This is a genomic window from Sphingomonas sp. GW821-FHT09B04 (assembly GCF_059418285.1).
The window spans coordinates 164,290-186,672 of sequence record NZ_JBWKPO010000006.1 but is presented as its reverse complement, the minus strand read 5'-3'; the positions used below and the strand labels follow the sequence as shown (position 1 = coordinate 186,672).

15 protein-coding genes are annotated in these 22,383 nt (G+C 66.5%); 4 read left to right on the top strand and 11 right to left on the bottom strand.

What is annotated here, in order from left to right; genetic code table 11:
* Positions 1-606: 606 nt before the first annotated feature.
* Positions 607-3,519 carry a M16 family metallopeptidase gene (locus AC07NK_RS18885; protein ID WP_495172167.1) on the bottom strand — a complete coding sequence of 971 codons (2,913 nt, stop codon included), beginning with the start codon at positions 3,517-3,519 and terminating at the stop codon, positions 607-609.
* Positions 3,520-3,708: 189 nt separating this feature from the next.
* On the opposite strand from AC07NK_RS18885, the gene AC07NK_RS18880 reads away from it, so the two are divergent.
* Positions 3,709-4,506 carry an aspartyl/asparaginyl beta-hydroxylase domain-containing protein gene (locus AC07NK_RS18880; RefSeq protein WP_495172166.1) on the top strand — a complete coding sequence of 266 codons (798 nt, stop codon included), beginning with the start codon at positions 3,709-3,711 and terminating at the stop codon, positions 4,504-4,506.
* 45 nt (positions 4,507-4,551) lie between these two features.
* On the opposite strand, the gene AC07NK_RS18875 is transcribed toward AC07NK_RS18880, so the two are convergent.
* A complete protein-coding gene (locus tag AC07NK_RS18875; protein WP_495172165.1) occupies positions 4,552-7,149 on the bottom strand; it encodes a TonB-dependent receptor in 2,598 nt (865 codons plus the stop codon).
* Between the two features lie 221 nt (positions 7,150-7,370).
* The gene (locus tag AC07NK_RS18870; RefSeq protein WP_495172164.1) at positions 7,371-8,375 is read right to left on the bottom strand and encodes a LacI family DNA-binding transcriptional regulator; all 1,005 of its coding nucleotides are present in this window, start codon (positions 8,373-8,375) and stop codon (positions 7,371-7,373) included.
* A 73-nt stretch (positions 8,376-8,448) separates the two neighbouring features.
* Between AC07NK_RS18870 and AC07NK_RS18865 the strand changes: the two genes are divergently transcribed.
* Positions 8,449-9,288, top strand: a complete 840-nt coding sequence (locus tag AC07NK_RS18865; RefSeq protein WP_495172163.1) for an endonuclease/exonuclease/phosphatase family protein — start codon at positions 8,449-8,451, stop codon at positions 9,286-9,288.
* A gap of 63 nt (positions 9,289-9,351) precedes the next feature.
* On the opposite strand, the gene AC07NK_RS18860 is transcribed toward AC07NK_RS18865, so the two are convergent.
* Positions 9,352-11,445: a sodium-translocating pyrophosphatase gene (locus tag AC07NK_RS18860; protein ID WP_495172162.1), complete on the bottom strand. Its 2,094-nt coding sequence runs from the start codon at positions 11,443-11,445 to the stop codon at positions 9,352-9,354.
* 552 nt (positions 11,446-11,997) lie between these two features.
* Here AC07NK_RS18860 and AC07NK_RS18855 point away from each other — a divergent pair.
* On the top strand, positions 11,998-12,228 hold the full coding sequence (locus AC07NK_RS18855; protein WP_495172161.1) for a hypothetical protein: 231 nt from the start codon (positions 11,998-12,000) through the stop codon (positions 12,226-12,228).
* Between the two features lie 559 nt (positions 12,229-12,787).
* Here the strand turns inward: AC07NK_RS18855 and thiL are convergent.
* From thiL to lgt, 7 genes are all read right to left on the bottom strand, one after another.
* A complete protein-coding gene (gene thiL / locus AC07NK_RS18850) occupies positions 12,788-13,666 on the bottom strand; it encodes a thiamine-phosphate kinase (RefSeq protein ID WP_495172160.1) in 879 nt (292 codons plus the stop codon).
* Positions 13,667-13,714: 48 nt separating this feature from the next.
* Positions 13,715-15,052, bottom strand: a complete 1,338-nt coding sequence (locus AC07NK_RS18845) for an alpha/beta hydrolase family protein (protein ID WP_495172159.1) — start codon at positions 15,050-15,052, stop codon at positions 13,715-13,717.
* 108 nt (positions 15,053-15,160) lie between these two features.
* The gene (locus AC07NK_RS18840; protein WP_495172158.1) at positions 15,161-16,483 is read right to left on the bottom strand and encodes a cystathionine gamma-synthase family protein; all 1,323 of its coding nucleotides are present in this window, start codon (positions 16,481-16,483) and stop codon (positions 15,161-15,163) included.
* Positions 16,484-16,547: 64 nt separating this feature from the next.
* Positions 16,548-17,318 (bottom strand): peptidoglycan editing factor PgeF, encoded by a 771-nt coding sequence (gene pgeF, locus AC07NK_RS18835; protein WP_495172157.1) that lies wholly within the window; start codon positions 17,316-17,318, stop codon positions 16,548-16,550.
* On the bottom strand, positions 17,315-17,830 hold the full coding sequence (locus AC07NK_RS18830) for a GNAT family N-acetyltransferase (RefSeq protein WP_495172156.1): 516 nt from the start codon (positions 17,828-17,830) through the stop codon (positions 17,315-17,317). Before AC07NK_RS18830 ends, pgeF begins: the two co-directional genes overlap by 4 nt.
* Positions 17,827-18,888, bottom strand: coding sequence for a class I SAM-dependent methyltransferase (locus AC07NK_RS18825; protein ID WP_495172155.1), 1,062 nt, complete (start codon positions 18,886-18,888; stop codon positions 17,827-17,829). The genes AC07NK_RS18830 and AC07NK_RS18825 overlap by 4 nt, the downstream gene beginning before the upstream one ends.
* A complete protein-coding gene (gene lgt, locus AC07NK_RS18820; RefSeq protein ID WP_495172154.1) occupies positions 18,888-19,769 on the bottom strand; it encodes a prolipoprotein diacylglyceryl transferase in 882 nt (293 codons plus the stop codon). Before lgt ends, AC07NK_RS18825 begins: the two co-directional genes overlap by 1 nt.
* Before the next feature lie 390 nt (positions 19,770-20,159).
* Here lgt and AC07NK_RS18815 point away from each other — a divergent pair, with 390 nt between their 5' ends.
* On the top strand, positions 20,160-22,382 hold the full coding sequence (locus tag AC07NK_RS18815; RefSeq protein WP_495172153.1) for a xanthine dehydrogenase family protein molybdopterin-binding subunit: 2,223 nt from the start codon (positions 20,160-20,162) through the stop codon (positions 22,380-22,382).
* The last annotated feature ends 1 nt before the right edge of the window (position 22,383 follow it).

The window sequence follows — 22,383 nt, the reverse complement described above, 5'->3', positions numbered from 1 at the left end:
CTCAGTCGCATGATGTTTATGGTGACCATGCTGGCCGCAGCAAGTCTCTCTCCGCCGGAGGAGCCCTTAGCCGGCCAGCTTCACGCTGCGATCTGGAACGATCTGCAACTCAACGCCATGATCGGGAATGGTAACTGGCTGGCGTCGCTTTGGTACAATGCGGGTCAGGGGGATGCCGCCGCACCCGACCTCCACATTCGGAATATGTCGTGTGGCAGCAACCGCGAGGGACATCGTTGTTCCTTTACACTGTTGCGAGAAGGCGGCGTACGAACGGTCTTCAACGAAGCGGCTCCGGACCGGCTCAAATGCACAGCGCAGTTCGTTCGCAGCGAAGAATCCGACGGGTGGATGGTAAGGCATCGACCGCCGCGCGGCCGTGGGCACAGCAGGACGGACATGCAATGCAAAGCTGTCCCTGCAAGCTGACACACTTCCGACGCGTCGTTACCCGTTTGACAAAACTGGCCGAGACCTTCCTTGCCATGGTCCAACTCGCCTCAGGCGGCTGTGGCTGCGGACTTATGAGTCTAAGAGCTGGAAAACCGCCCGGTGATGGCCGGGCGGTCTCCTTCATTCCATAGTGTCGCCGGGTGATGATCCCAGCTAGCGCTTGCCCGCTTGCGAGGATCCGGCGGGCTTTTCTTCCGGCAGCACGACCAGCGACCAGTCCTTTTGCGGCGCGAGGTATTTCGCGGCCAGCGCCTGGAGATCCTGCGGCGTGGTGGCGCCATAGTCGCGGGCGAGCGATGCGATCGCAGCGTAACGTTTCGGATCGGCGGAGCCGCCTTCGGTCTGCTGCATCCAGAACGGATTGCCGGTCGAGCGCCGCATCATCATCTGTGCGGTCGGCACCAGCGCGCGGCGCAGTTCGTCGACTTCGATCGGCTTGGCGATCAGGTCCGCCGCGATTTCGCGCGCGACGCGGAAGAACAATTCGGTCTTTTCGGGCGGGATCAGCGTGATCGCCATCACCCGTCCGCCACCCGGCTGGCCGACCGGAGACTGGCTGATGACCATCGGTGAATAGCTGGCACCCTCCGCCGAGCGAATGCGGTCGAGGATGCGGTCGCGCATCACCGCGGCGAGGATTTCGAGCTTGCGGCCCTCGGCGATGTTGTCCGATCCGCCGCCGGCTTGCCAGGCAATCACGGCTGCGGCCTGATCCGGCTGCCCGCTATGCGTGAGCGTCACGGGCGCCGCAGCGTGCGCCGGGAAGCGGGTTTCCGGCGCGAGGACCGGAGCAGGCTTGCGCGGCTTCATCGCGCCGAAGGTCATGCGCGCTGCCTCGATCGCCTTCTCGACATCGATATCGCCGAAAATCTGCACCTCGATCGGGCCGCTGGCGAGCAGCGGTGCCCAGAAGGCGCGGAAGTCCTTGGCGTTGAGCTTCTCGATGCCCTTGAGGTCGGGCCTCCCCCAGCGCGGATCGCCGGCGTGGAGCAGCCGTTCGAGATCGCGGCCGATCACCGCGTCGGGCGATGACGAGCTTGCCGCATAGCCGGAGATTGCGACGGCCCGGGCGCGTGCGACGGGATTGGGGTCCCACGCCGGCGACTGGAGTTTTGCCGCCATCAGCTTGAGCTGGTCCCCCAGATCCTCTTTACGGGTTTGGCCGGCAAGCGCGAAGGCGTCGTCGCCGATCCCGAAGGAAAGGCCGATCTGGCGGTCGCCGGTGAGCTTGTCGAGCTCCTCTTGCCCCAGCACGCCGCCGGGGGTGTCGATGCCGCTGGCGACCAGTGCGAGGTCGGCCGCCCAGGCGGGGTTGGGCCGACCGGTCTGGATCGCCTGCATCCCGCGCCCGAAGCGCACATTGACATAGACGCGGCCGACCTCGCCGGGGTTCTGGAACACCACCAGATTTACGCCGTTCGCGAAGCGCACTTCCTCGATCTTGGGATCGGGCACCGGGACCGACCGCGCGACGATCTTGCCCGGTGGGCCGAGCGGGGGGAGGTCCGCGAAGGTGACGTTGCGCGCGGCGCTGCGCGTGCCGGCAAGACCCGAGACGTCGGCCTTGAGCACTGCGGCAAGCTTGTCCTGCACGGTGGCGTCCGGCGTGCGGGTGTTGATGATCGCGCGGGTCGTGACCCCCTGAAGGACCCGCCGAGTCGAAGCGAGCACCCGGTCGGGGGTGAACATCCTGGCGTCGAGTGCGCCCTGAAGGATGTTGAAGCTCTCCTGCTCGCTCGTCGTGACCTCGTTGATATCGACCGCCTCGACCAGATTGTCGGCGCGGCGCGACCCGGCCGTCACCGGCGCGGTCGCGATGGCATTGCGCATGTCCGAGGTGACTTCCGCCAGCTCGCGGTCGATTTCCGCCTGGGTTGCCGGCGTGGCGAGCGCGTCGGCGATCACCGCGCGCGTTTCCTTGACTGCGCTCTCCCAATCCTCACCGATGGGCAGCACCTCGATGCTGGTGGCGTTGGCGCTGCGGACGTCGTCGGAGAGGCTGGCAGACACGGCGGCAAAGCTCGCGCCGCGACGTGCGCGGGTTTCCAGGCGGCGGTTGATGATCCGCAACGCGATGAAGTCGACCATCCGCTCCTGATTGAACTTCACCGTATCCTGGAACACCGTCCATGGGCGCAGCACCGTCAGGGTGACGAGCGGCGGGAGAGTCGGCTCGACCAGCGCCGCGCTGGTCGGCTTGGTCGGATCGGGCTTGCCGAAATCGGGGGTCGCCGGGTTGGGGCCAACGCCCTTCCATCCCGCGAAGTGCTTGGCGATCTGGCGTTCGAACATCGCGGGGTCGAAGTCACCGACGACGACCAGGGTCGCGCGTTCGGGCCGGTACCAGCGCTGGTGGAACGCGCGGACGCTGTCCGCGGTCGCGCCGTTCAGCGTCGCGGTCGTGCCGATCACCGGACGGTCGGCGAGGAGCTGGCCCGCGTAGAACAGCTCGCGCTGGGCATCCTGGAACCGCTGTTGCGGGCGCAGATATTCGCGCTGCTCGGCAAGCACGACCGGCCGCTCGAGGTTGAGCATGGCGGGGGTGATGCTGGGCGCCGCCATCATGTCAGCGAGGATCATCATCGACTGGTCGAGGCTGGCCTCGTTCGCGTCGGGCAGGTCGAGCTTGTAGGTGGTCGAGACCGGCGTGGTGCTGGCGTTACTGTCCGAACCGAAGGTGACGCCGAGCCGCTGCCACACGCGCTTCGATTCGCCGTCGGGCACCTTGGCCGAACCGCGGAAGGAAAGATGCTCGAGCAGATGGGCAAAGCCCAGTTCGGACTCGCGCTCCATCAGCGATCCGACGTCCATGCGCAGACGGATCGCAACCTGGCCCGGCGGAACCCCGTTCTTACGGACCGCATAGCGCAGGCCGTTGGACAGCGTGCCGAAGCGCCATTCGGGATCGTGCGGAACGTCGCTGCCCTTGTAAAGCCAGGGCGTCTTGTCGACCGCGACCTCGACTTGTGCGGGGGCGGGCGCCGTAACCTGCGCAATCGCCGGTAGAGCGGTTGCGGCGAGGAGGAGCGGAAGGGCGAATTGCTTGACGCGCGAAAACGAGGCCATTGCAGTGGAGCTTAGCGCGATTGGCAACGCATCGCCAGCCACGGCCGTTTCGCCGCAATCTGCAATGTATCGCAATGCTTTGGCGCGGGTTTCGCCATGATTTGGACCCAGACGCTGCCTAGCCCGGCCGCTGGCGCCGCTCGCCGAGTCCCGGCCGCGCGGCCAGTGCCGAAGGAATCGAGGTCAAGCGTGCGAGAGGGCATTGCGATCGAACGGGATGCGGGACGGATGCCCGAACAGGCGTTCGCGGTGGCGGAGGCGAAGCGTCCTCTGCTGATCCGTGCGGGCAAGCGGTTGCGCGGCCTTTTCGACCGGATCATCGGCGCGTCCTCGCTGGTGTCGAACGCGCCGCTGCTCGACGTGCGCGACTTTGGCTGGACTCAGCTGCTGCGCGACAATTGGGAAGCGATCCGCGACGAGGCGCTGGCCACCGCACTGGCGCGCGAGGATGCTGCGCCTTCGCTCGCGCGCATCTCGCCCGATCATCGCGCGATCGCGCCGGTGGACAAATGGCGCTCTTTCTTCCTGTGGGGCTACGGCTATCAGATAGAGGAGAATCTCGACCGCTGCCCGGTGACACGCAGCGTCGTTGCGCAGATTCCTGAGCTCAACAGCGCCTTCTTCTCGATCCTCGCGCCGGGCACGCACATCCCCGCGCATCGTGGCGTCACCAAGGGGCTGCTGACCTGTCATCTCGGGCTGATCGTGCCGCGCGACGGCGACGTGCGGATGCGCGTCAAGAACCGCATCGTCCGCTGGGCCGACGGCGAGACGCTGATGTTCGACGACACCTATGACCATGAAGTGTGGAACGACACGCAGCACACGCGTGTGGTGCTATTGATTCAGGTGCGCCGTCCGCTGCGCCAGCCGGGAAAATGGGTTGCCGACGCCTTCCTGGGCATCATCCGCCGGTCAGCGTTCGTGCAGGAGGCGCGGGCGAATGTGCTGCGGTGGAATCAGGCGATGAAGGCGCTCGATGCGTAGTCCTGAGGCGGGCCGCCCGATTGCTCGGACGGCCCCTCCCGTGCATCAGAACTTGGCCCGCAAGCCGATCGAGTAGCGCCGCTCCGATAGTGCATAACCATTGAGCGCGACCTGACCCGCGGCGCTGTATTCGGTGGTCGCCGATTCGCTCGGGATCAGATTCTGGGCCTGAAGCGAGAGCGCGATCCGTTTGGTGATATCGACGCCGATCTGTGCGTCGAGTTGCGAGCGCGGGCCGATGAAGCTCGGGCGGCCTTCGGAGAATTCGAACACCGCCTCGTCGCGATAATTATACGCCAGCCGTGCCGAGATCGGACCCTTCTCGAACAGTCCGACCAGATTGTAGCTGTTCTTGGACACCGCCACGAGCGGGAATCCGGCATTATCCTCCGAGTCCGAGAAGGTGTAGTTGGCGATGACGCCGAAGCCGTCGAATGGCGCGGGCAGGAAGTCGAAGAACTGCTGCACGCCGATCTCGAATCCCTTGATCTTCGCGCTGGCGAGGTTCTCGGGCCGCGAGAAGGTCAGCATCCGCCCCTGCGGATCGAGGGTCGTGTCGACGCCCGAAGTGACGAAGCTGGCGATGAAGTCCTGCACGTCCTTGTAGAAGAGCGCACCGGAGATCAGCGAGCTCTTACCGGTGTAGTATTCGAAGCTGATGTCCCCCTGCGTCGACATCGGCGGCTTGAGGTTGGCATTGCCGCCCGTCACCGACAGGTTTGTGGCGTTGAAGAACGTCGATGGCGCGAGATCGGCGATCGATGCGCGCTGCATGGTTTGCGACCCCGAGACGCGGACGAGGAAGTTGTCGGTGACGTTGAACGCGATGTTCGCACTGGGTAGCACGTTGGTGTAACGGTTCTTGTCGGTGCCGAGTGTGCTCACGGTGCCGACATTGCGGTACGAATCGATCGACAGGCGTGTGCTGGCGATACGGACGCCGGCATTGGCCTTGTAAGGCATCCCCAGCAACTCGCCCTCGCCCGACACCATGAGGTAACCGGCGATGGTCTTCTCGCTGAAGTCATAGTCGCGCTGGAGGTTGGGCAACAGCGTCGAAAGCCCGTTGGGGTCAGGGTTGGGCTCAGCCGCCTGCGCGCGGTTGAAGACATAGTCATAGGTCGGCGCGGTGGTGAGGAAGCCGCGCGGGAAATTGCCGGGAATGTCGGCGATGAAGCCGCTGCCGATCTGCTTGAGATAGGGTTCGAGCTCGGCGCGCGTCGGCGTGACCTGGCTGCGATAGGCGTTCGAGCGGGCGTGGAGATCGGTGTAGCGCACGCCCATCGCCAGCGTGACGCCGCTATCGAATTCATAGCTGGCGTCGAGCTTGCCGGTCCATTCCTCGAGCACGCCGATCAGCCGGTTGCTGCGCACGCCGTTGCTGGCGGGGTTGTACGAGGAGTAGGCGCCTGGATTGAAGTTACCGAGCGAGAGCGACGGAACCGTGTTGCCGCGAAAGTCGAAATTGCCGGGAACGAGCGCGGTCGCCTGAAGCGTGATGATCTGGATCGTCTGGTCGATCGTCCCCTTGCTGTAATAACCGTCGGCCTCGATCTTGAGGCCATCCTTCTCATATTTGCCGTTGAGACCGTAGAGGAAGCTTTCGGTCGGTTCATTGCGGATCTGGCCCGCTGACGTAACGGTGCCGTTGGCGGTGCCCGCAACCACCGCGCCATTCTCGACTACGCGATTGGTCACCGGGTTGGTCCCGGTCGGCAGACGGAAGGCGAAGAAGTCCTGATGCCGTCCGGTGGTCAGCTTCGAATAGAGCGCATCCGCGGTGATGGTGAGTTCCGGCGTAACCTCGAACTGCACCGCGCCGTTGAGGCCGAGGCGCGAGCGATCGACCGTGAACTGCTCGTACTGGAGCAGCACCGGGGTCGCATACACCCCCGCGCCGGTGCCGGTGTAAGTGCGGTTGAGGAAGTTGTTGCGCTCGAACGTCTGGGTCAGCGACGTGCGCTTCTGATATTCGCCCGCCAGCATGATGCCGATGCGGTTGTCGGCGAACTTGGTCGTGAAGAAGCCAGTGACCGCCGGCTCGAACTTCTCGCTATTCTCCGAATAAGTCCCCTGCACGCGTACCGACAGCGTCGTTTCTTTGAACGACAGCGGCTTGGGGGTGACGAGGTTGACCGTGCCGCCGAGACCGCCTTCGGGCTGGCTGGCGAGCGGCGACTTGCGCACCTCAAGCCGGCCGAACAGGCCCGACGGGACCGAGTCGAGGCCCGAGGAGCGGCCGAGTTGATCGTTCTCCGGTGGCGACAGGCGCGCCGACCAGCCGAGCAGGGTACGGCCATCGACCTCGACGCGGACCTGCTGAAGTCCGCGGACCGATACCGACTGACCTTCGCCGAAGACTCGGGTGATCTGGACGCCGGTGACGCGCTGGAGCGCCTCGGCGACGTTGGCGTCGGGGAGCTTGCCGACATCCTCGGCAGTGATGACGTCCATCACCTGCGGCGCGTCACGCTTTACCTGCGCGGCTTGTTGCAGCGAGTTGCGGATGCCGCTGACGATGATTTCCTGCTCCTCGCCTTCGGCGGGAGCCGCCGCCTGTTGCGCCATGGCAGGCGCCGAAACGGAGAATGCCGCGACAAGCGCGGCGGTAGCGATGCCCGACTTCAGGCGATTGGTGTTCATGCATTCCTCCCCAGGTTCGCGTGAACCGTGTTTCACGGTGCGATTCGGCTAGTCTTGCCCGGCTTTTTGGAAACCGGTGTCATGACAAGTTGTCCTACAAACCCATGGGCGTGTCAAGAAGATGTCCTACAACATTAACCGCGGGGCATGGCCTCGCGGTGGGACATCCAGTCTTTGAAATGGCTTAGGTCAGTTACCGTTATGACGGCAACGCGCCGATCCTAGCGTGCGGGGCCGGTGCTGGCACGGAGCACCAAATCATAGTCGAGCGTCAGCCGATCGCGCTTGCGATCCTCGGACAGCAGCAGATCGGCGGCGGCCCAGGCGAGTTCGCGCACCGGCTGGCGGACGGTTGTGAGCGGGGGCCAGACCGCGGCGGCGAGGTCCGAATCGTCGAAGCCTGCGATCGAGAGCTGGTCGGGCACGCCGATATCCAGCTCATGCGCCACCGCGAGCGCACCGGCGGCCATATCGTCATTGCCCGCGAAGATCGCAGTCGGGCGTGACGGGGTGTCGAGCAATCGCCGCGCGGCTTCACGGCCTGACGGGAAGCTGTAGTCGCCTGATGCGATCAGCGCGGGGTCGAAGGCGATTTCATGCGCGTCGAGCGCCGCACGATAGCCCTTGAGCCGCTCGACCGAGGAAATGTGGTTCTCCGGACCGGTGACGAACGCAATGGTGCGGTGGCCGAGGCCGATGAGATGTTCAGTGAGGTCGCGCGCGGCGGCAACGTCGTCGATCGTGGTCGACCGCCCTTCATCGCGGCGGATGCCAGGCTCAATCCGGACATAGGGCAGGCCGCGGCGGTCGAGCTCCTCGAGCAGCGCGACCGACTCGGTGACCGGCGGCGAGAGGATCAGGCCGTCAAGATGCGTCTCGTCGATCAGCGCGGCCACTTCCTGCACCAGATCAGCGGAATCGGCGACGACCGGCTGGATCAGCAGCCGGTAACCCAGCTCGTGGCAGCGCTCGAGCGCGCCGGCCTGGAGATGATAGACATAATAGGGGCTCGGGTTGTCGTAGAGCAGGGCAACCTGAAACGACTTACGGCCGGCGAGCGTGCGCGCGGCGAGGCTGGGGCGGAAGTTCAGTTCCGCCACCACCTGCTCGACGCGGCGGCGGGTTTCGTCGCTGACGTTCTTTTCGTTGTTCAGCACGCGCGAGACGGTCTTGAACGACACGCCCGCGAGTTTCGAAACTTCCTTGATCGTCGGCCTGCGCGCCATTTGCCTCCCCTGATTGGTTCAAGGCATAGGTGACAGCGTTGGCAACAGGCAAGTAATATTGGAGACGATGATGATGCGAAGGCGTGCGCTGATGATCGCGATGGCGCTTGGGGCCTTGCCGACGGCAGCGCTGGCGCAGCCGCGGGGCGAACTCAAGGTGATGAGCTTCAACGTGCGGCTGCCGGTGGCGGCGGACGGGCCGAACCGGTGGGAGGCGCGGCAGGACCTGTTCGTCGAGGCGATCCGGCGCGCGGATGCCGACATCATCGGCACGCAGGAGCTGTGGAAGATCCAGGCGGATCACCTGATCGCGAAACTGCCGAGCTATAGCTGGTTCGGGATCGACCGGCGGGGCGGGCATGCCGATGAGCATATGGGGGTGTTCTATCGTCGCGACCGGCTGAAGCTGATCGAGCTGGGCAATTTCTGGCTGTCGGATACGCCGCAGGTTCCGGCGAGCATCAGCTGGGGGAACCTGTATCCGCGCATGGCGACCTGGGGGCTGTTCGAGACGGTGCCGGGGGGCAGACGCTTCTGGTTCGTCAACACCCACTTCCCCTATCGGGCGGAGGACGAGGCGGCGCGAGAAAAGGCGGCGGGGCAGATCGCGGCGTGGATCGCGGCGCGGCCGGGCGATGCGCCGGTCGTGCTGACGGGGGACTTCAACACGGTGCCTGAGTCAGCAGCGCATCGGCTGTTGAGCGCGGGGCTGGCCGATGCATGGGACGCGGCGGCGGCGCGGAGGGGGCCGGCGGAGACCTTCCATGGCTTTATCGGCAAGGCCGACCGGCGGATCGACTGGGTGTTCGCCAAAGGCCTGACCGTGGCAAAGGCCGAGACGGTGACCTTCGGCGCGAAGGGGCGGTACCCGTCGGACCATTTCCCGGTGGTCGTGGATTATCGCTGGCCCTGACATAAAAAAGGCCCCGCCCGGGAGTGCCGGGCGGGGCCGTGAAGGCTCAGCTCAACGAAGCGGTCAGTGACCGCCCGCCAGCGCCGCGAGCAGCAGCAGCGCGACGATGTTGGTGATCTTGATCATCGGGTTCACCGCGGGACCCGCAGTGTCCTTATAGGGATCGCCGACGGTGTCGCCGGTCACCGCGGCCTTATGGGCCTCGCTGCCCTTGCCGCCGTGATGGCCGTCCTCGATATACTTCTTGGCGTTATCCCATGCGCCGCCGCCCGAGGTCATCGAGATGGCGACGAACAGCCCCGACACGATCACGCCGAGCAGCATCGCGCCCACCGCCGCGAAGGCGTTGGCCTGGCTGTCGACCGCGTTGATCACGAAGTAGAGCAGGATCGGCGAGAGCACCGGCAGCAGCGACGGGACGATCATCTCCTTGATCGCGGCGCGGGTGACGATGTCGACCGTGCGGCCATAGTTGGGACGGCTGGTCCCTTCCATGATGCCCGGATTGTCGCGGAACTGCGCACGGACGTCCTCGACCACCGCGCCCGCCGCGCGGCCGACCGCGGTCATGCCGAAGGCGCCGAACAGGTAGGGCAGCAGCGCGCCGAGCAGCAGCCCGACGATGACGAACGGATTGCTGAGCGAGAAATCGACGACGACGTCGGCGAAATAGCGCTTCAGATCCTCGGTATACGCCCCGAACAGCACCAGCGCGGCGAGCGCGGCAGAACCGATGGCATAGCCCTTGGTCACTGCCTTGGTGGTGTTGCCGACCGCATCGAGCGCGTCGGTACGGGTGCGGACGTCATCGGGCAGCCCCGCCATTTCGGCGATGCCACCGGCATTGTCGGTGACCGGACCGTAAGCGTCGAGCGCGACGACCATGCCGGCGAGCGCGAGCAGCGAGGTGGCGGCGAACGCCACGCCGATGATCCCGGCCAGCTGGAACGAGGCCACCACCGCGACGACGATCACGATTGTCGGCAGCGCGGTCGATTCAAGGCTGATCGCCAGACCCTGGATGACGTTGGTGCCGTGGCCGGTTTCCGAAGCCTTGGCGATCGAGCGGACCGGGCGATAGTTGGTGCCGGTGTAATATTCGGTGATCCACACCAGCAGCCCGGTGACGGCGAGGCCGATCATCATGCACCAGAACAGGTCCATGCCGGTATAGGCGGCATTGCCGATCGGGGCATGGAGATCGCCGAGCGTATATTGGGTCGCGAACCAGATCGCCGGGACGGCGAGGATCGCGGTGGTCCAGAAGCCCTTGTAGAGTGCGCCCATGATCGACTGGCTCTTGCCGAGGCGGACCATATAGGTGCCGAGGATCGAGGTGATGATGCACACGCCGCCGACGATCAGCGGCAGCGACATGAGGGCAAGGAGCTGTTCCGAGCTGCCTTTGATGAGCAGCGCGATCGACACCATGGTGAGGCCGATGGTGACGACATAGGTTTCGAACAGATCAGCGGCCATGCCGGCGCAGTCGCCGACATTGTCGCCGACGTTGTCGGCGATGACGGCGGGGTTGCGGGGGTCATCCTCGGGGATACCGGCTTCGACCTTGCCCACCAGATCGGCGCCGACATCGGCGGCCTTGGTGAAGATACCGCCGCCGAGACGCGCGAAGATCGAGATCAGCGAGGCGCCGAAGGCGAGCGCGGTGAGCGCGTGGATGATCTTCTCGCCATTGGGTTCTTCCCCGCCGGGGCCGACGAGATACCAGAACAGCAGCGAGATCGAGAGCAGGCCAAGGCCCGCGACGAGCATGCCGGTGATCGCACCCGAGCGGAAGGCAAGCGTGAGGCCGCCCTGAAGCGAGGTGCGCGCGGCTTCCGCCGTGCGGACATTGGCGCGGACCGAGATGTGCATACCGGCAAATCCGGCAATGCCCGAAAGCACCGCGCCGAGCACGAAGGCCGCGGTCGAGAGACCGCCGAGGGTGAAGAACAACACAATGGCTACGGCCACGCCGACGACGGCGATGGCGGTGTACTGACGGACGAGATAAGCTTTGGCGCCTTCCTGAATGGCGGCGGCGATATCCTGCATCTTCTGGTCGCCAGCCGGTGCGCGAAGCACCTGCTGCGAAGTCACCAAACCATAGAGCACGGCGAGCACGCCGCACGCGATGGCGATATAGACAATCGTCATCTGGTATCCTTCCCCTGTGAATCCCACCCGCCACCCGGCTCTGTGTCCGGTGCGGCCTGCGGTCGGGGGCGGAGCGTAGAGCGGGGCAGGGGGCTGTCAAGCGGCGCTGATTCGAGGGCGGCGGCGCATGTGGAGCGGTTGACCAAGCTGACGCGAAAGCGGGGTTTTCGGGCGGAAGCGACCGCGACGCGACAGGTTTGCGCCTGCAACGCGCCACGAACGCGCCGGTGACGCGACACTGGCGCGACGGGCGCGCGACACCAGCGCCGCAGGTGCGCGCCACCAGCGCGACGGGTTCGGACGGCAACGCGACAGGTTCGGACAGTGATGCGGCAGGTGTGCGACACATCCGCGACTGTTACGCGCGGGGTGGTGCGCATAGTTCGACGGGTGAGGGTGAGAGTCGACTTCATCGATCAGGGTAGATCAGATGAAATCCAACATTTGAAGAGGGCGTCGGGGTGACGACTTGCTATCCGTCATCTTCTGATTGTGATCGACGAGTCCTGACCTTAAGCAAAGCTGGTCTTTCAGACGCAAGGGGATGACCGAATGACCGAAGCAACGGAAAGCGACCTGGAAGTCGGTGCGGCACGCGGCGCGCTGCGCGTGATGCTGCGCGGGTTGGATCGCAAGGATCCGGTCAAATTGCTGGAAGATACCGCGCGGTTTCTGCGCGCTCAGGGCGGGAGTATTCTCGACGGCGACCCTGGCGAAGACCTCGAACTGATGTTCAAGCGCGTCGATCTCGGCGATTTCGTCATCGTCACGATCAAGGCCTAGGGTCGGGGTTTGTTGATGACAGCCAGAGGATTGCGGTAGCGTCCATCCACTTTGAGCTGATCAGCGGCAAAAGTCCGCGTCAGCCGACAGCGGCCGGACTGCTTTCGACCCCATTGCGGACAGTTGGCAGTTTGCTAATGGATGTCCCATGATGAAGTTCAAGGACGCGCTGTTTAGCCCGTTTCACGCCATTACGACTGTATTGATAGGCTGGATGGGTGCCGCGATATTTGCTTGCGATGCAATGGGATGGCTCCAACCAGATTACCAGCGAATACTTGCGGTTCTAGTCATAACTTATTGGGCCACGGTAGTCTGCGATCTCTCCGTCCGTCGTCGCCGCAGCTTCGGCAGCTAACCACCCATTTCGAGCTGTTCCGCGGTCCGGGTGATCCTGAGACCGGTCAGGCGGCAATCGTACGGATAGCAGACGCTCAAGACTCGATCGGCAAACTGCGCTGCGCGCGTTTGGGCTTGAACCTCTCGCACTTCACTTGCCGCCCGGTGGATCCCGGCACAAGGCCGCGATGACGGATTGGGCGGGCGGTCGCTTGGGCGGTTAGCCGCCGTGGCTGTAGCCGAGCTTGTCGGGGAGCGGGACAGGCGCGCTGTTCGCGGTGAGGGTCAGGCCGGTGCCCGCGCTTGCCGTGCCGATGTGGGTGGCGGGGACGGGCGGGGTGGTGTCCGCGGGCAGGGTGAAGAGCAGCTCGTAATCGTCCCCGGTGGTGGTGGCCTCGATTGCGTCGAGGTTCGGCAGCGCGAGCGGGACTGCGTTGAGATCGATGGCGATGGCGACGCTGCTCGCTTCGGCCATGCGGCGCGCGTCGATGAGGAGGCCGTCGGAGACGTCCATCATCGCGGTGGCGAGCGCGGCGATGGCCTGCCCCTCGGCGACGCGCGGCATTGGGCGGAGATAGCGGTCGAGATCGCGCGGATTGCCATCGGCGCCGAAGCCCGCGCCGCCGATGGTGCCGGTGACCCAGAGCGTGTCGCCGGGCCGGACGCCGGTGCGCAGCGGGACGTTGGGCTGAGCCTGACCGATCGCCGTCAGCGTCAGGCTGCGCGGTGCGCCGGTGGGCATCGCCACCGTGTCGCCGCCGAGCAGCGGCATGGCGAAGCGGGTGAGCGCTTCGTTCAGGCCGGCGAGAAAGGCGCGGTCCCAGTCCGCATCGCCCGACAGCGCATAGTTGAGCAGGCAACCGACCGGGGTCGCACCCTTGGCGGCGAGGTCCGACAGGTTGACCGCCGCGAGCTTCCACCCGATCGAGTCCGCCGGGTCGTGCGCGCGGTAGTGGATGCCCGCGACCATCGTGTCGCTGGTGAGGATCAGGCGGCCTGCGGGAACGTCGAGGATCGCGGTGTCGTCGGCGAGGCCCGCGGCCGCCGGATGCGTGGCGATGGCGCGCAGGGCGGTGAGGAAGGCGAATTCGTCGGACACGACCGGGTGTTAGGGGAGGATCGCGTCAGCAGCCAGCCCTGCCCCCGCTCATATGTGCTCGTCGATCCAGTCGAACAGCCGGTGGTTGCTGACGGCGGCTGCGCCTTCCTGACAGTGGAGCAGGCCGGTATCGTCCTCGTCGAACAGCATGAAGGTCTTGGGCGCGCGCAGGGCGTCGTAGAGCTTGCGCGCCTGTCCGACACTGGTGCTTTCGCCGGTGCCGTCCATCACCAAAGTGCGTGCGCGGATGTCGCGCACCACATCGACATTCGAATAGCGGCGCATATCGAGCATCAGCGCGGACGGACGCGACACGCCATGCTTGGCCATCGTGTCGCGCATATACCAGCGGATGAGATGGTGCTGCCCCATCAGGCCGATGATCGCGTCGTCGAAGGCGGCGGGGTCGCGGTCGAGCAGCGGGAGCAGGTCGGGGAAGTAATTGTTGAACTGCTCGAAGGTGGTCGCGCCCCAGTCGAGCACGCCGGGGTTGGCGACGAGCAGCTTGATCCGCCGGTCGAACGCGGCTGCGCGCGGAGTGAGCGCGCCGCCCATGCTCCAGCCGAGCAGCGCGATGCGCCGCGCATCGACCCCGGCGATGCGCACCGCGAAGTCGATGACCGGGACCACCACTTTCTCCCAGTCCGGGCGAAAGGGAAGGCCATGTTCGCGCAGCGCGAGCCCCTGTCCCGGGCTGTGGACGAACAGCGCGTGATAGCCGCGTTCGAGCGCGTCGTCGAAGATGTGCTTGCCTGCCTCCGGCCAGGCGTCGCGCCCCTGCTGGAGGATGATGAGCGGGGCATCGCCGCGCGCGATGGGCGAGCGCAGGAAATAGCCGGGAAGCACGGCGCCTTCATAGGGAATCCGCACCGGCTGCGCGGGCCAGCGCAGCAGTTGCACTGCACGGGCAAAGGCGGCGGACGAACGGCGGGCGGCGTCGAGATTGCTGGGATGCGCCGGATCGGGATGATGGATCACCGCGGCGCGATAATAGGTCGCGGCGCGCAGATACGCCTTGCCGGCGCTGATCCGGCGGTCTTCGTCCTCGCTGCGGCGCGCCATAGCCTCGACACGTTCGGCGGTGCGTACCCATTGGCGTGGCCAGCTCCAGTCGTCGCCGCCGTCGATCCGCGCGCCGGTGTCGAGCGCTTCGCCGATATCGGCGCTGCCCGAATAGGCGAGGCCGAGCTGGTGGAGCAGTTGGCTGTTCATCACGCCGTCGTCGATCAGCGCGAGATCATGCCAGGGGCGTTTGGCGGTTGGCCCGCGCTGACCGCGAAGGGGGGCGGTCAGCGCGGGCGCGGCGATGCCGCGATCGATATGGAACAGCGCGGCGGCGAGCGCCCCCGCGCGGACGAGGGTTCTGCGATCGATCGAGGCGGCCATGGCGGTTTCCTTCGGCTGGAGAGCACGAAAGCTAACCGTCCGAAGGCCGCCGCGGATAACGGGGGGATTGCGATGCGTTGCGGAATGTGACGCGCGGGACCGCGCGGATCAGACCGCCTTCAGCGCTTCCTCGAAGTCGGCGATCAAGTCGTCGGCATTTTCGACGCCGATCGAGATGCGGACGAGATTGTCGGTGATGCCGAGCGCCTTCTTGCGTGCATCCGGCACCGAGAGGTGGGTCATCGCCGCCGGGGCGGAGGCGAGCGTCTCGGTGCCGCCGAGGCTGACCGCGAGCTTGGCGATCTTGAGGCTGTCGAGGAAGGCGAACGCCTCCTTCTCACCGCCCTTGAGGTAGAGCGAGAAGGTCGAGCCGGCGCCGGTGCAGTGGCGGTCGTAAATGTCCTTCTGGCGGCTGCCTTCGGCGAGGAAACCGAGATAGCCGACGCTTTCGACCTTGGGATGGGTGCGGAGATATTCGCAGACCTTCACGGCGTTCTCGCCGGCGCGCGACATGCGCAGCTCGAGGGTTTCGAGGCTGCGCAGCAGCATCCACGCGGTGTTGGGGTCGCAGATCGTGCCGATGGTGTTGCGCATCATGCGGATGGTGTTGATGTGCGCCTTCGACCCCAGCACGCCGCCCGCGACGAGGTCGCTATGGCCGCCCGCGTACTTGGTCAGCGAGTAGACGACGAGGTCGGCGCCCTGCTGCAGCGGCTTGGCCCAGAGGGGACCCAAGAAGGTGTTGTCGATCGCGATCGGCGGCTTGTTCGCGCCGGTGAAGATCGCGTCGCGGCTGGCGGCGACGGCCTCGACATCGACCAGCGCGTTGGTCGGGTTCGCGGGGCTTTCGAGATAGATCAGCGCGACATTGCCCGAAGCGGCCTTGCCCAGCACCGCGTCGATCTCCTCGCGCGTGGCGCCGGCGGGGAAGTCGAGCCAGTGGACGCCGAACTTGCCGAGAATGCGCGCGATCAGCGTCTCGGTCGCGGCGTAGAGCGGGCCGGAGTGGACGATGGTGTCGCCGGGCTTGACCATGGCGAGGAACAGGGTGGCGATGGCGGACATGCCCGAGGAGAAGGCGAGCGCGTCCTCCGCCTCTTCCCAGATGCCGAGGCGATCCTCGAGGATTTCCTGGTTGGGGCCGTTGAAGCGCGAATAGACCAGGCCCTCGGCGCCGCCGGGGCGCTTGCCGGTCACGCCCTCGAAGTGGCGCTTGCCCGCAGCGGCGTTCGGGAAGACGAAGGTCGAGGTCGCGAAGATCGGCGGCTTCAAAGACCCTTCCGAGAGCATCGGATCATAGCCATGGCCCATCATCAGCGTGGCGGCGCTGAGCTTGCGGCCGCCGACCGTGTCGAGGTTGGCCTTTGGACGGCGGCGCGGGGTGGCGCCGGTGAGAGCGGCTTCGTCGGGGGTGACGGGCTTGTCGGTCATAATGGAGGCGCTCCGCTCTCTCGTAACGGGTGAAACTTGTTGCGCTTGCACTCGCACCAACGCTTCAACCGGTCAATGAGACCAATGTAATCTGGCGGCCATAGTCGGGTTCGCCGCGATGGGTGGCGCGGCGGAAGCTGTAGAAGCGATCGGGCTGCGAATAGGTGTCCTCGCCCAGCGCCTCGACGGTGCGCAGACCGGCGGCGGCGAGGCGGTGGACGACATAGGCCTCAAGGTCGAACTGGTGATGGCCTTCGCGGCCGGGGGTGAAGAAACGGTCGTTCGCCGGATCGAACTCGGCGAAGCGGGTGTAGAAGCCCTCGTCCACCTCGTAGCTCGCGCGGGCGATGCACGGGCCGACGGCGGCGACGATGTTTTCCCGTTTCGCGCCGAGCGTTTCCATGGCGGCGATCGTGGAGTCGGTGACGCCGCCGATCGCGCCCTTCCACCCGGCATGGGCGGCACCGATCACCCCGGCGTCCCGGTCGGCGAAGAGGACGGGCGCGCAATCGGCGGTGAGGATGCCGAGGGTGAGGTCCGGGCGGTTGGTGACGAGCGCATCGGCATGCGGGCGGAGTTCGTCGCGCCACGGTTCGATCACGGTGACGGCGTCGGCGCTGTGGACCTGATAGAGGCCGATCAGCTGCGTCCCCGGCGCGACCGCGGCGATGGCGCGGCGCTGGTTCTCGATCAGCTCGGGCGTCGGCGGGCGGCCGCGGCGGCCCATGTCGAGGCTGGCGGTCTCCCCGGTCGAGACCCCGCCGCGGCGGCCGAGAAAGCCGTGGGCGATGCCGGCAAGGGCGTGGGATCGAAGAACATCGACAGGTTCGGTCACAGCTCGAGCTTCATGATGAGGTCACGGTCGATCTTGTCGCCGACGGGGAAGGGATAGTCGCCGATATGGACGAAGCCGTACTTCGCATAGAAGGCGATGGCGCGCGCATTCTCCTCGAACACCGTGAGCAGCAGCGCGGGCGCGCCACCGGCGCGGGCGGTGGCGATGCTCCAGTCCATCAAGGTCTGGGCGATGCCCTGGCCGTGCCAATCATAATCGACATAGAGCTGGCCGAGCTGGGCTTCGTCCGGTCCCGCTTCCTTGAGCCAGGGCGGGACGAGCTTGGCATAGCCGACGATCCGCCCTTCGGCGCGCGCGACCTGCCAGGTGACTGCGGGATCGGCGAGGTGGGCGCGCAGCTTGCCGGTCGGGCCATAGGCCTCGGCCAGATAGGCCCGGAGATCGGCGGGGTTATAGCCCTGCGCGAAGGTGCGGCTCCACGATTCCTGCGCCATCGCGTCGAGCGCGTCGGCATCGTGGAGCGTCGGGGTGTCGTAGATGATCGTCGTCATTCGAATCCTGCAGGAACGGGCCAGCCCGGCGCGGTGAGGGCGATGACCTTGAACAGCTCACCCATCGCCTGTTCACCGGTCAGGCGGTCGCGCGCGACGGCGATTTCGCCTGCACGCGCGGGGGAGGTCTTTGCGAGCGCGTCGGCGCGCGGGGCGATGCCAAGGGCGTTGAGGAAGGCGCCTTGTGTGATTGGGCCGTGCGCGACGAGGCCTTCGACCTGCGCAGCGGCGATCAGGGTGCCGAAATCGACATGCGCGGTGAGATCGGCCTCGCCCGGATCCTCGAACGGATTGGCATAGGCATGGCCGCGCACCGCCTGAAGCGTGTCCCCGATCGCGGGGCCGGCATAACCATAGTCGATGATCAGCGCAGCGCCGCCCTGTGCCAGCAGCCTGGCTGCGAGCGCGCGCAGGATCGCGACGCTGGGCGGCGAGGTTTCGAGGATCGAGCCGTCGGGCGCGTCGCGGAATTCGGGCGGGATGATCGGATCGAACACGGTGTTGCCGACCACGGGGAGGAACAGGAGATCCTGGCACGCGACCAGCCGTTCGCGCCAGCCATCGGCGGTCTTGACGAGCTGGCGGATCGGAAGCGCGTCGAAGAATTCATTGGCGACGACGAGCAAGGGTGCGTCGTCGGGCAGACCGACGATGCTGACCGTCCATTCGGCGCCGGGCACCTGCTTGGCCTGCTCCGCGCGCAACGCCGGGCTGTTCTCGACGAAATGGACCGGTGGCTTGAGGCCGGCATGGCCCATTGCGCGCAGCGCATCGGCGGCGAGGGTGCCGCGGCCCGGGCCGAGCTCGACATAATGCGCGTCGGGGCGCCCGGCGCGATCCCACAGGTCGGCGAGCGCGAGGCCGACCAGTTCGCCGAACATCTGGCTGATCTCGGGCGCGGTGGTGAAATCGCCGCGTGCGCCCAGCGGATCGCGAGTCGCGTAATAATGCGTGTTCGCCGCGCCCATGAACTGAGAGAGCGGGATCGGCCCGGCCATGGTGATGGCGCGGGCGATCCGGTCGGGGAGCGGGCCGTCTTCAGTCTGCGGGTCGGACATCAGGCGATGCTGGGACCGCCTGCGAACGGCTCGACCCGCTCGCGCCGCTTCTTGGCGGTGGCGATAAGGTAGAGGCCGCCGAGGATCATCGGGACGGTGAGCAGCTGGCCCATATGCAGCCCCGGCGTCGCGAAGATCGTGTCGGTGAACTGGCGATCATATTCGCGGAAGAACTCCACGAAATAACGCGACAGGCCATAGCCGAGCAGGAAGGTGCCGACGAGCTTGCCCGGCTGGTAGCGGGCGTCGGTCTTCCAGAACAGGAACCACAGGACGAGGCCGAGCAACAGCCCTTCGAGGCCTGCTTCGTAGAGCTGGCTCGGGTGACGCGGGACGTCGCCGCCGGTGCGCTCGAACACGATCGCCCAGGGTACGTCGGTCGGGCGGCCCCACAGCTCGGCGTTCACAAAATTGGCGAGGCGGCCGAAGAACAGGCCAAAGGGCACGACGCAGGCGACATAGTCGTGGACGCGCAGCCAGTTGAGCTTTTCCCTGCGGCACAGCCACAGGATCGCGAGCGTTACGCCGATCACGCCGCCATGGAAGGACATGCCGCCGTCCCACAGCCGAAGCAGCTTCAACGGATCGAGCAGCAGCTCCGTCTGGTAGAACATCGCATAGCCGAGCCGCCCGCCGAGGATGATGCCGAGCGTCGCATAAAAGACCATGTCGTCGGCATGGCGGCGGGCCATCGGCGCGCCGGGCTGGGCGATCAGCTTGAGCAGATACCACCAGCCGATCAGGATGCCGGCGATATAGGCCAGCGAGTACCATTTGAGCTCGAAGAAGCCGATCTTGAACACGACCGGGTCGAGGCCGAGCTGGCTGAACTGAATATGGTTCGCCGTGTCGAAGACGGCGGCGGCGGTGGATAAGATCAAGCGCGTGGCTCCCGAAGGGTTCGGGGCTGTCCTATCCGCATCTCACGGCAAACCCAAGACTCTGTCGTTGTCATAGCTGGGGAGGATCGAGCCGCGACGGCAGCCCGAATGGATTCCCGCCTTCGCGGGAATGACGGAATTGAATGGGAGCAACTGACATATTCTCCGAGCCTTTCCTTCGTCACCCCGGCCTTGTGCCGGGGTCCACGGTGCGGCGAGGGCTGGGCAAGAGGGCGGAGGTTCGACCGCGCGGCGCGGTGGACCCCGGCACAAGGCCGGGGTGACGGTTTGGGGGCGATGGTTGGAGACATGGCGACGGTTTGGGAGGGTGGTTTGAGTGGAGCCGCGTGCCGATTGCCGATCCTCCGAACCGCGGGTAGAGCGGCGGGGATGGAGCGAACGGGCAAGGGCATCGATCGGCGTACGCTGCTGATCGGCGGCGGTGCGGGGATTGGGCTGGTGCTCGCCTGGGCCGTGTGGCCGCGCGCCTATCTTCCCAATTTGTCGGTGCGCGACAAGGAGACCGCGTTCGGCGCGTGGCTCAAGATCGCCGAGAACGGTCAGGTCACCGTCGCGATTCCGCAATGCGAATATGGGCAGGGCGTGTTCACGACCCTGCCGCAGCTGGTGGCCGACGAACTCGGCGCCGACTGGCGGCTGGTGGGGGTGGAGCAGGCGCCGCTCAACCCGCTCTATGCCAATGCACTGGGGTTCGCCACGCTGTTCCCCGGCCTGCTGCCCGAGCGGCTCGAGCGGCTGTGGACCGAGCGCAATGCGGCAATGCTGACCGCGGGATCGACGTCGATGCGCAGCTTCGAAGCGCCGTTGCGCGCGGCGGGTGCCGGGGCACGCGCGCTGTTGTGCAAGGCGGCGGCGCGGCGCTGGGGTGTCGACTGGCAGGAATGCGATACCGCCAACGGCCATGTCGTGCACGACCAGAAGAGGCTGCGCTTCGGCGAACTGGCGTCCGAAGCGGCGGGCGAAGAGCTGCCGGGCGACCTCCCGATGCGCGAGGGCGAGACCGGGCGGCTGACGGGTGCGCCTGCGCCGCGGCTCGACGCGCCGGGCAAGGTCGATGGCAGCGCGAACTTTGCGGGCGATATCCGCCTGCCGGGCATGGTGTTCGCGGCGCTGCGGCAGGGGCCGATCGGGACGGTGAGGCTCGCCGCCATCGACGAAGCGGCGGCGAAGCAGGTGCCGGGCACGCTGCAGATCGTGAAGAACGAGATGTGGGTCGCGACGGTCGCCAACAACTGGTGGGCGGCGAGTCAGGCGCTCGATGCGATCAACCCGCGCTTCGAGGTGGCGGGGCGGATCGAGAACGAGACGATCCAGTCGGCGCTCGACGCCGCGCTGGACGGCGATGGCGAGCGGATGGTCTCCGCCGGCGATCTCGCGCCGATATTCAAGGGCGCGCGTGTTGTAGCTGCCGAATATCGCGTCGGGCTGGCGCTGCACGCTGCGATCGAGCCGATCTGCGCGACGGCGGTGTGGGAGGAGGACCGCGTGCGGCTGTGGCTGCCGACGCAGGCGCCGGGCTTTGCGCGCGACGCGGTGGCGGAGGTGCTGGGCATCGGTGCGTCGGATGTGGTGATCCATCCGATGCTGGCGGGCGGGTCGTTCGGGCAGAATCTGGAGCATCAGGTTGCGGCGCAGGCCGCGCTGATCGCGCGCGAGGTCAAGAAGCCGGTGCAGTTGATGTGGTCGCGCGGCGAGACGTGTGCGCACGACCGGTTCCGTCCGCCCGCGGCAGGGCGGATGACCGCGCGGCTGGGATCGAACGGGAGCGTTTCGGGCTGGCTGGCGAAGATTGCGGCACCCAATACCGGGCACGAACTGGCGCAGCGGCTGACCGGCGGGGGCGGGACGATCGGCGCGGCGCTGGCGACGACGGGGATTGGCGATCGCTCTGCGGTGGCGGGTGCGCGGCCGCCCTATCGCATCCCGGCGCTGGCGATCGATCATCATCCGGCGGAGATCGGCGTGCCGACCGGATACTGGCGGTCGGGCGCGCATAGCTACACCGCCTTCTTCACCGAGAGCTTCGTCGACGAGCTGGCGCATGTCGCGGACATCGAGGCCTTTTCGTTCCGCATCGCGATGCTGGGCGGGGAGCCGCGGCTGGCGCGATGCCTGTCGACCGTCACCTCGCTGGGCGGGTGGCAGGGCGGGCTGCCGGGAAGTGGGCAGGGGCTGGCGTGCCATGCGTTCGGCGGCAGCTATATCGCGGTGATGGCCGAGGCATCGGTCGGCGGCGATCAGCGGGTGCAGGTCGACCGGCTGATCGCGGCGGTCGATTGCGGGCGCGTGGTCAATCCGGGCGTGGTCGAGCAGCAGATCGAGGGCGGGCTGATCTTCGGCATGGCCGCGGCACTGGGCGCGACCACGGGGATCACCGCGAACCGGCCGGACGCGCGGACGTTTCGCGATCTCGAGCTGCCGCGGCTGGCCGATTGTCCGCAGATCATGGTCGAGCTGATCGCGAGCGACGCCGATCCGGGCGGGGTGAGCGAGCTGGCGGTACCGCCGGTCGCGCCGGCGATCGCCAACGCGCTCTATGCCGCGACCGGGGTGCGGCTGCGCCAGCTTCCGCTGATTCCGGGCGGGGAATGAG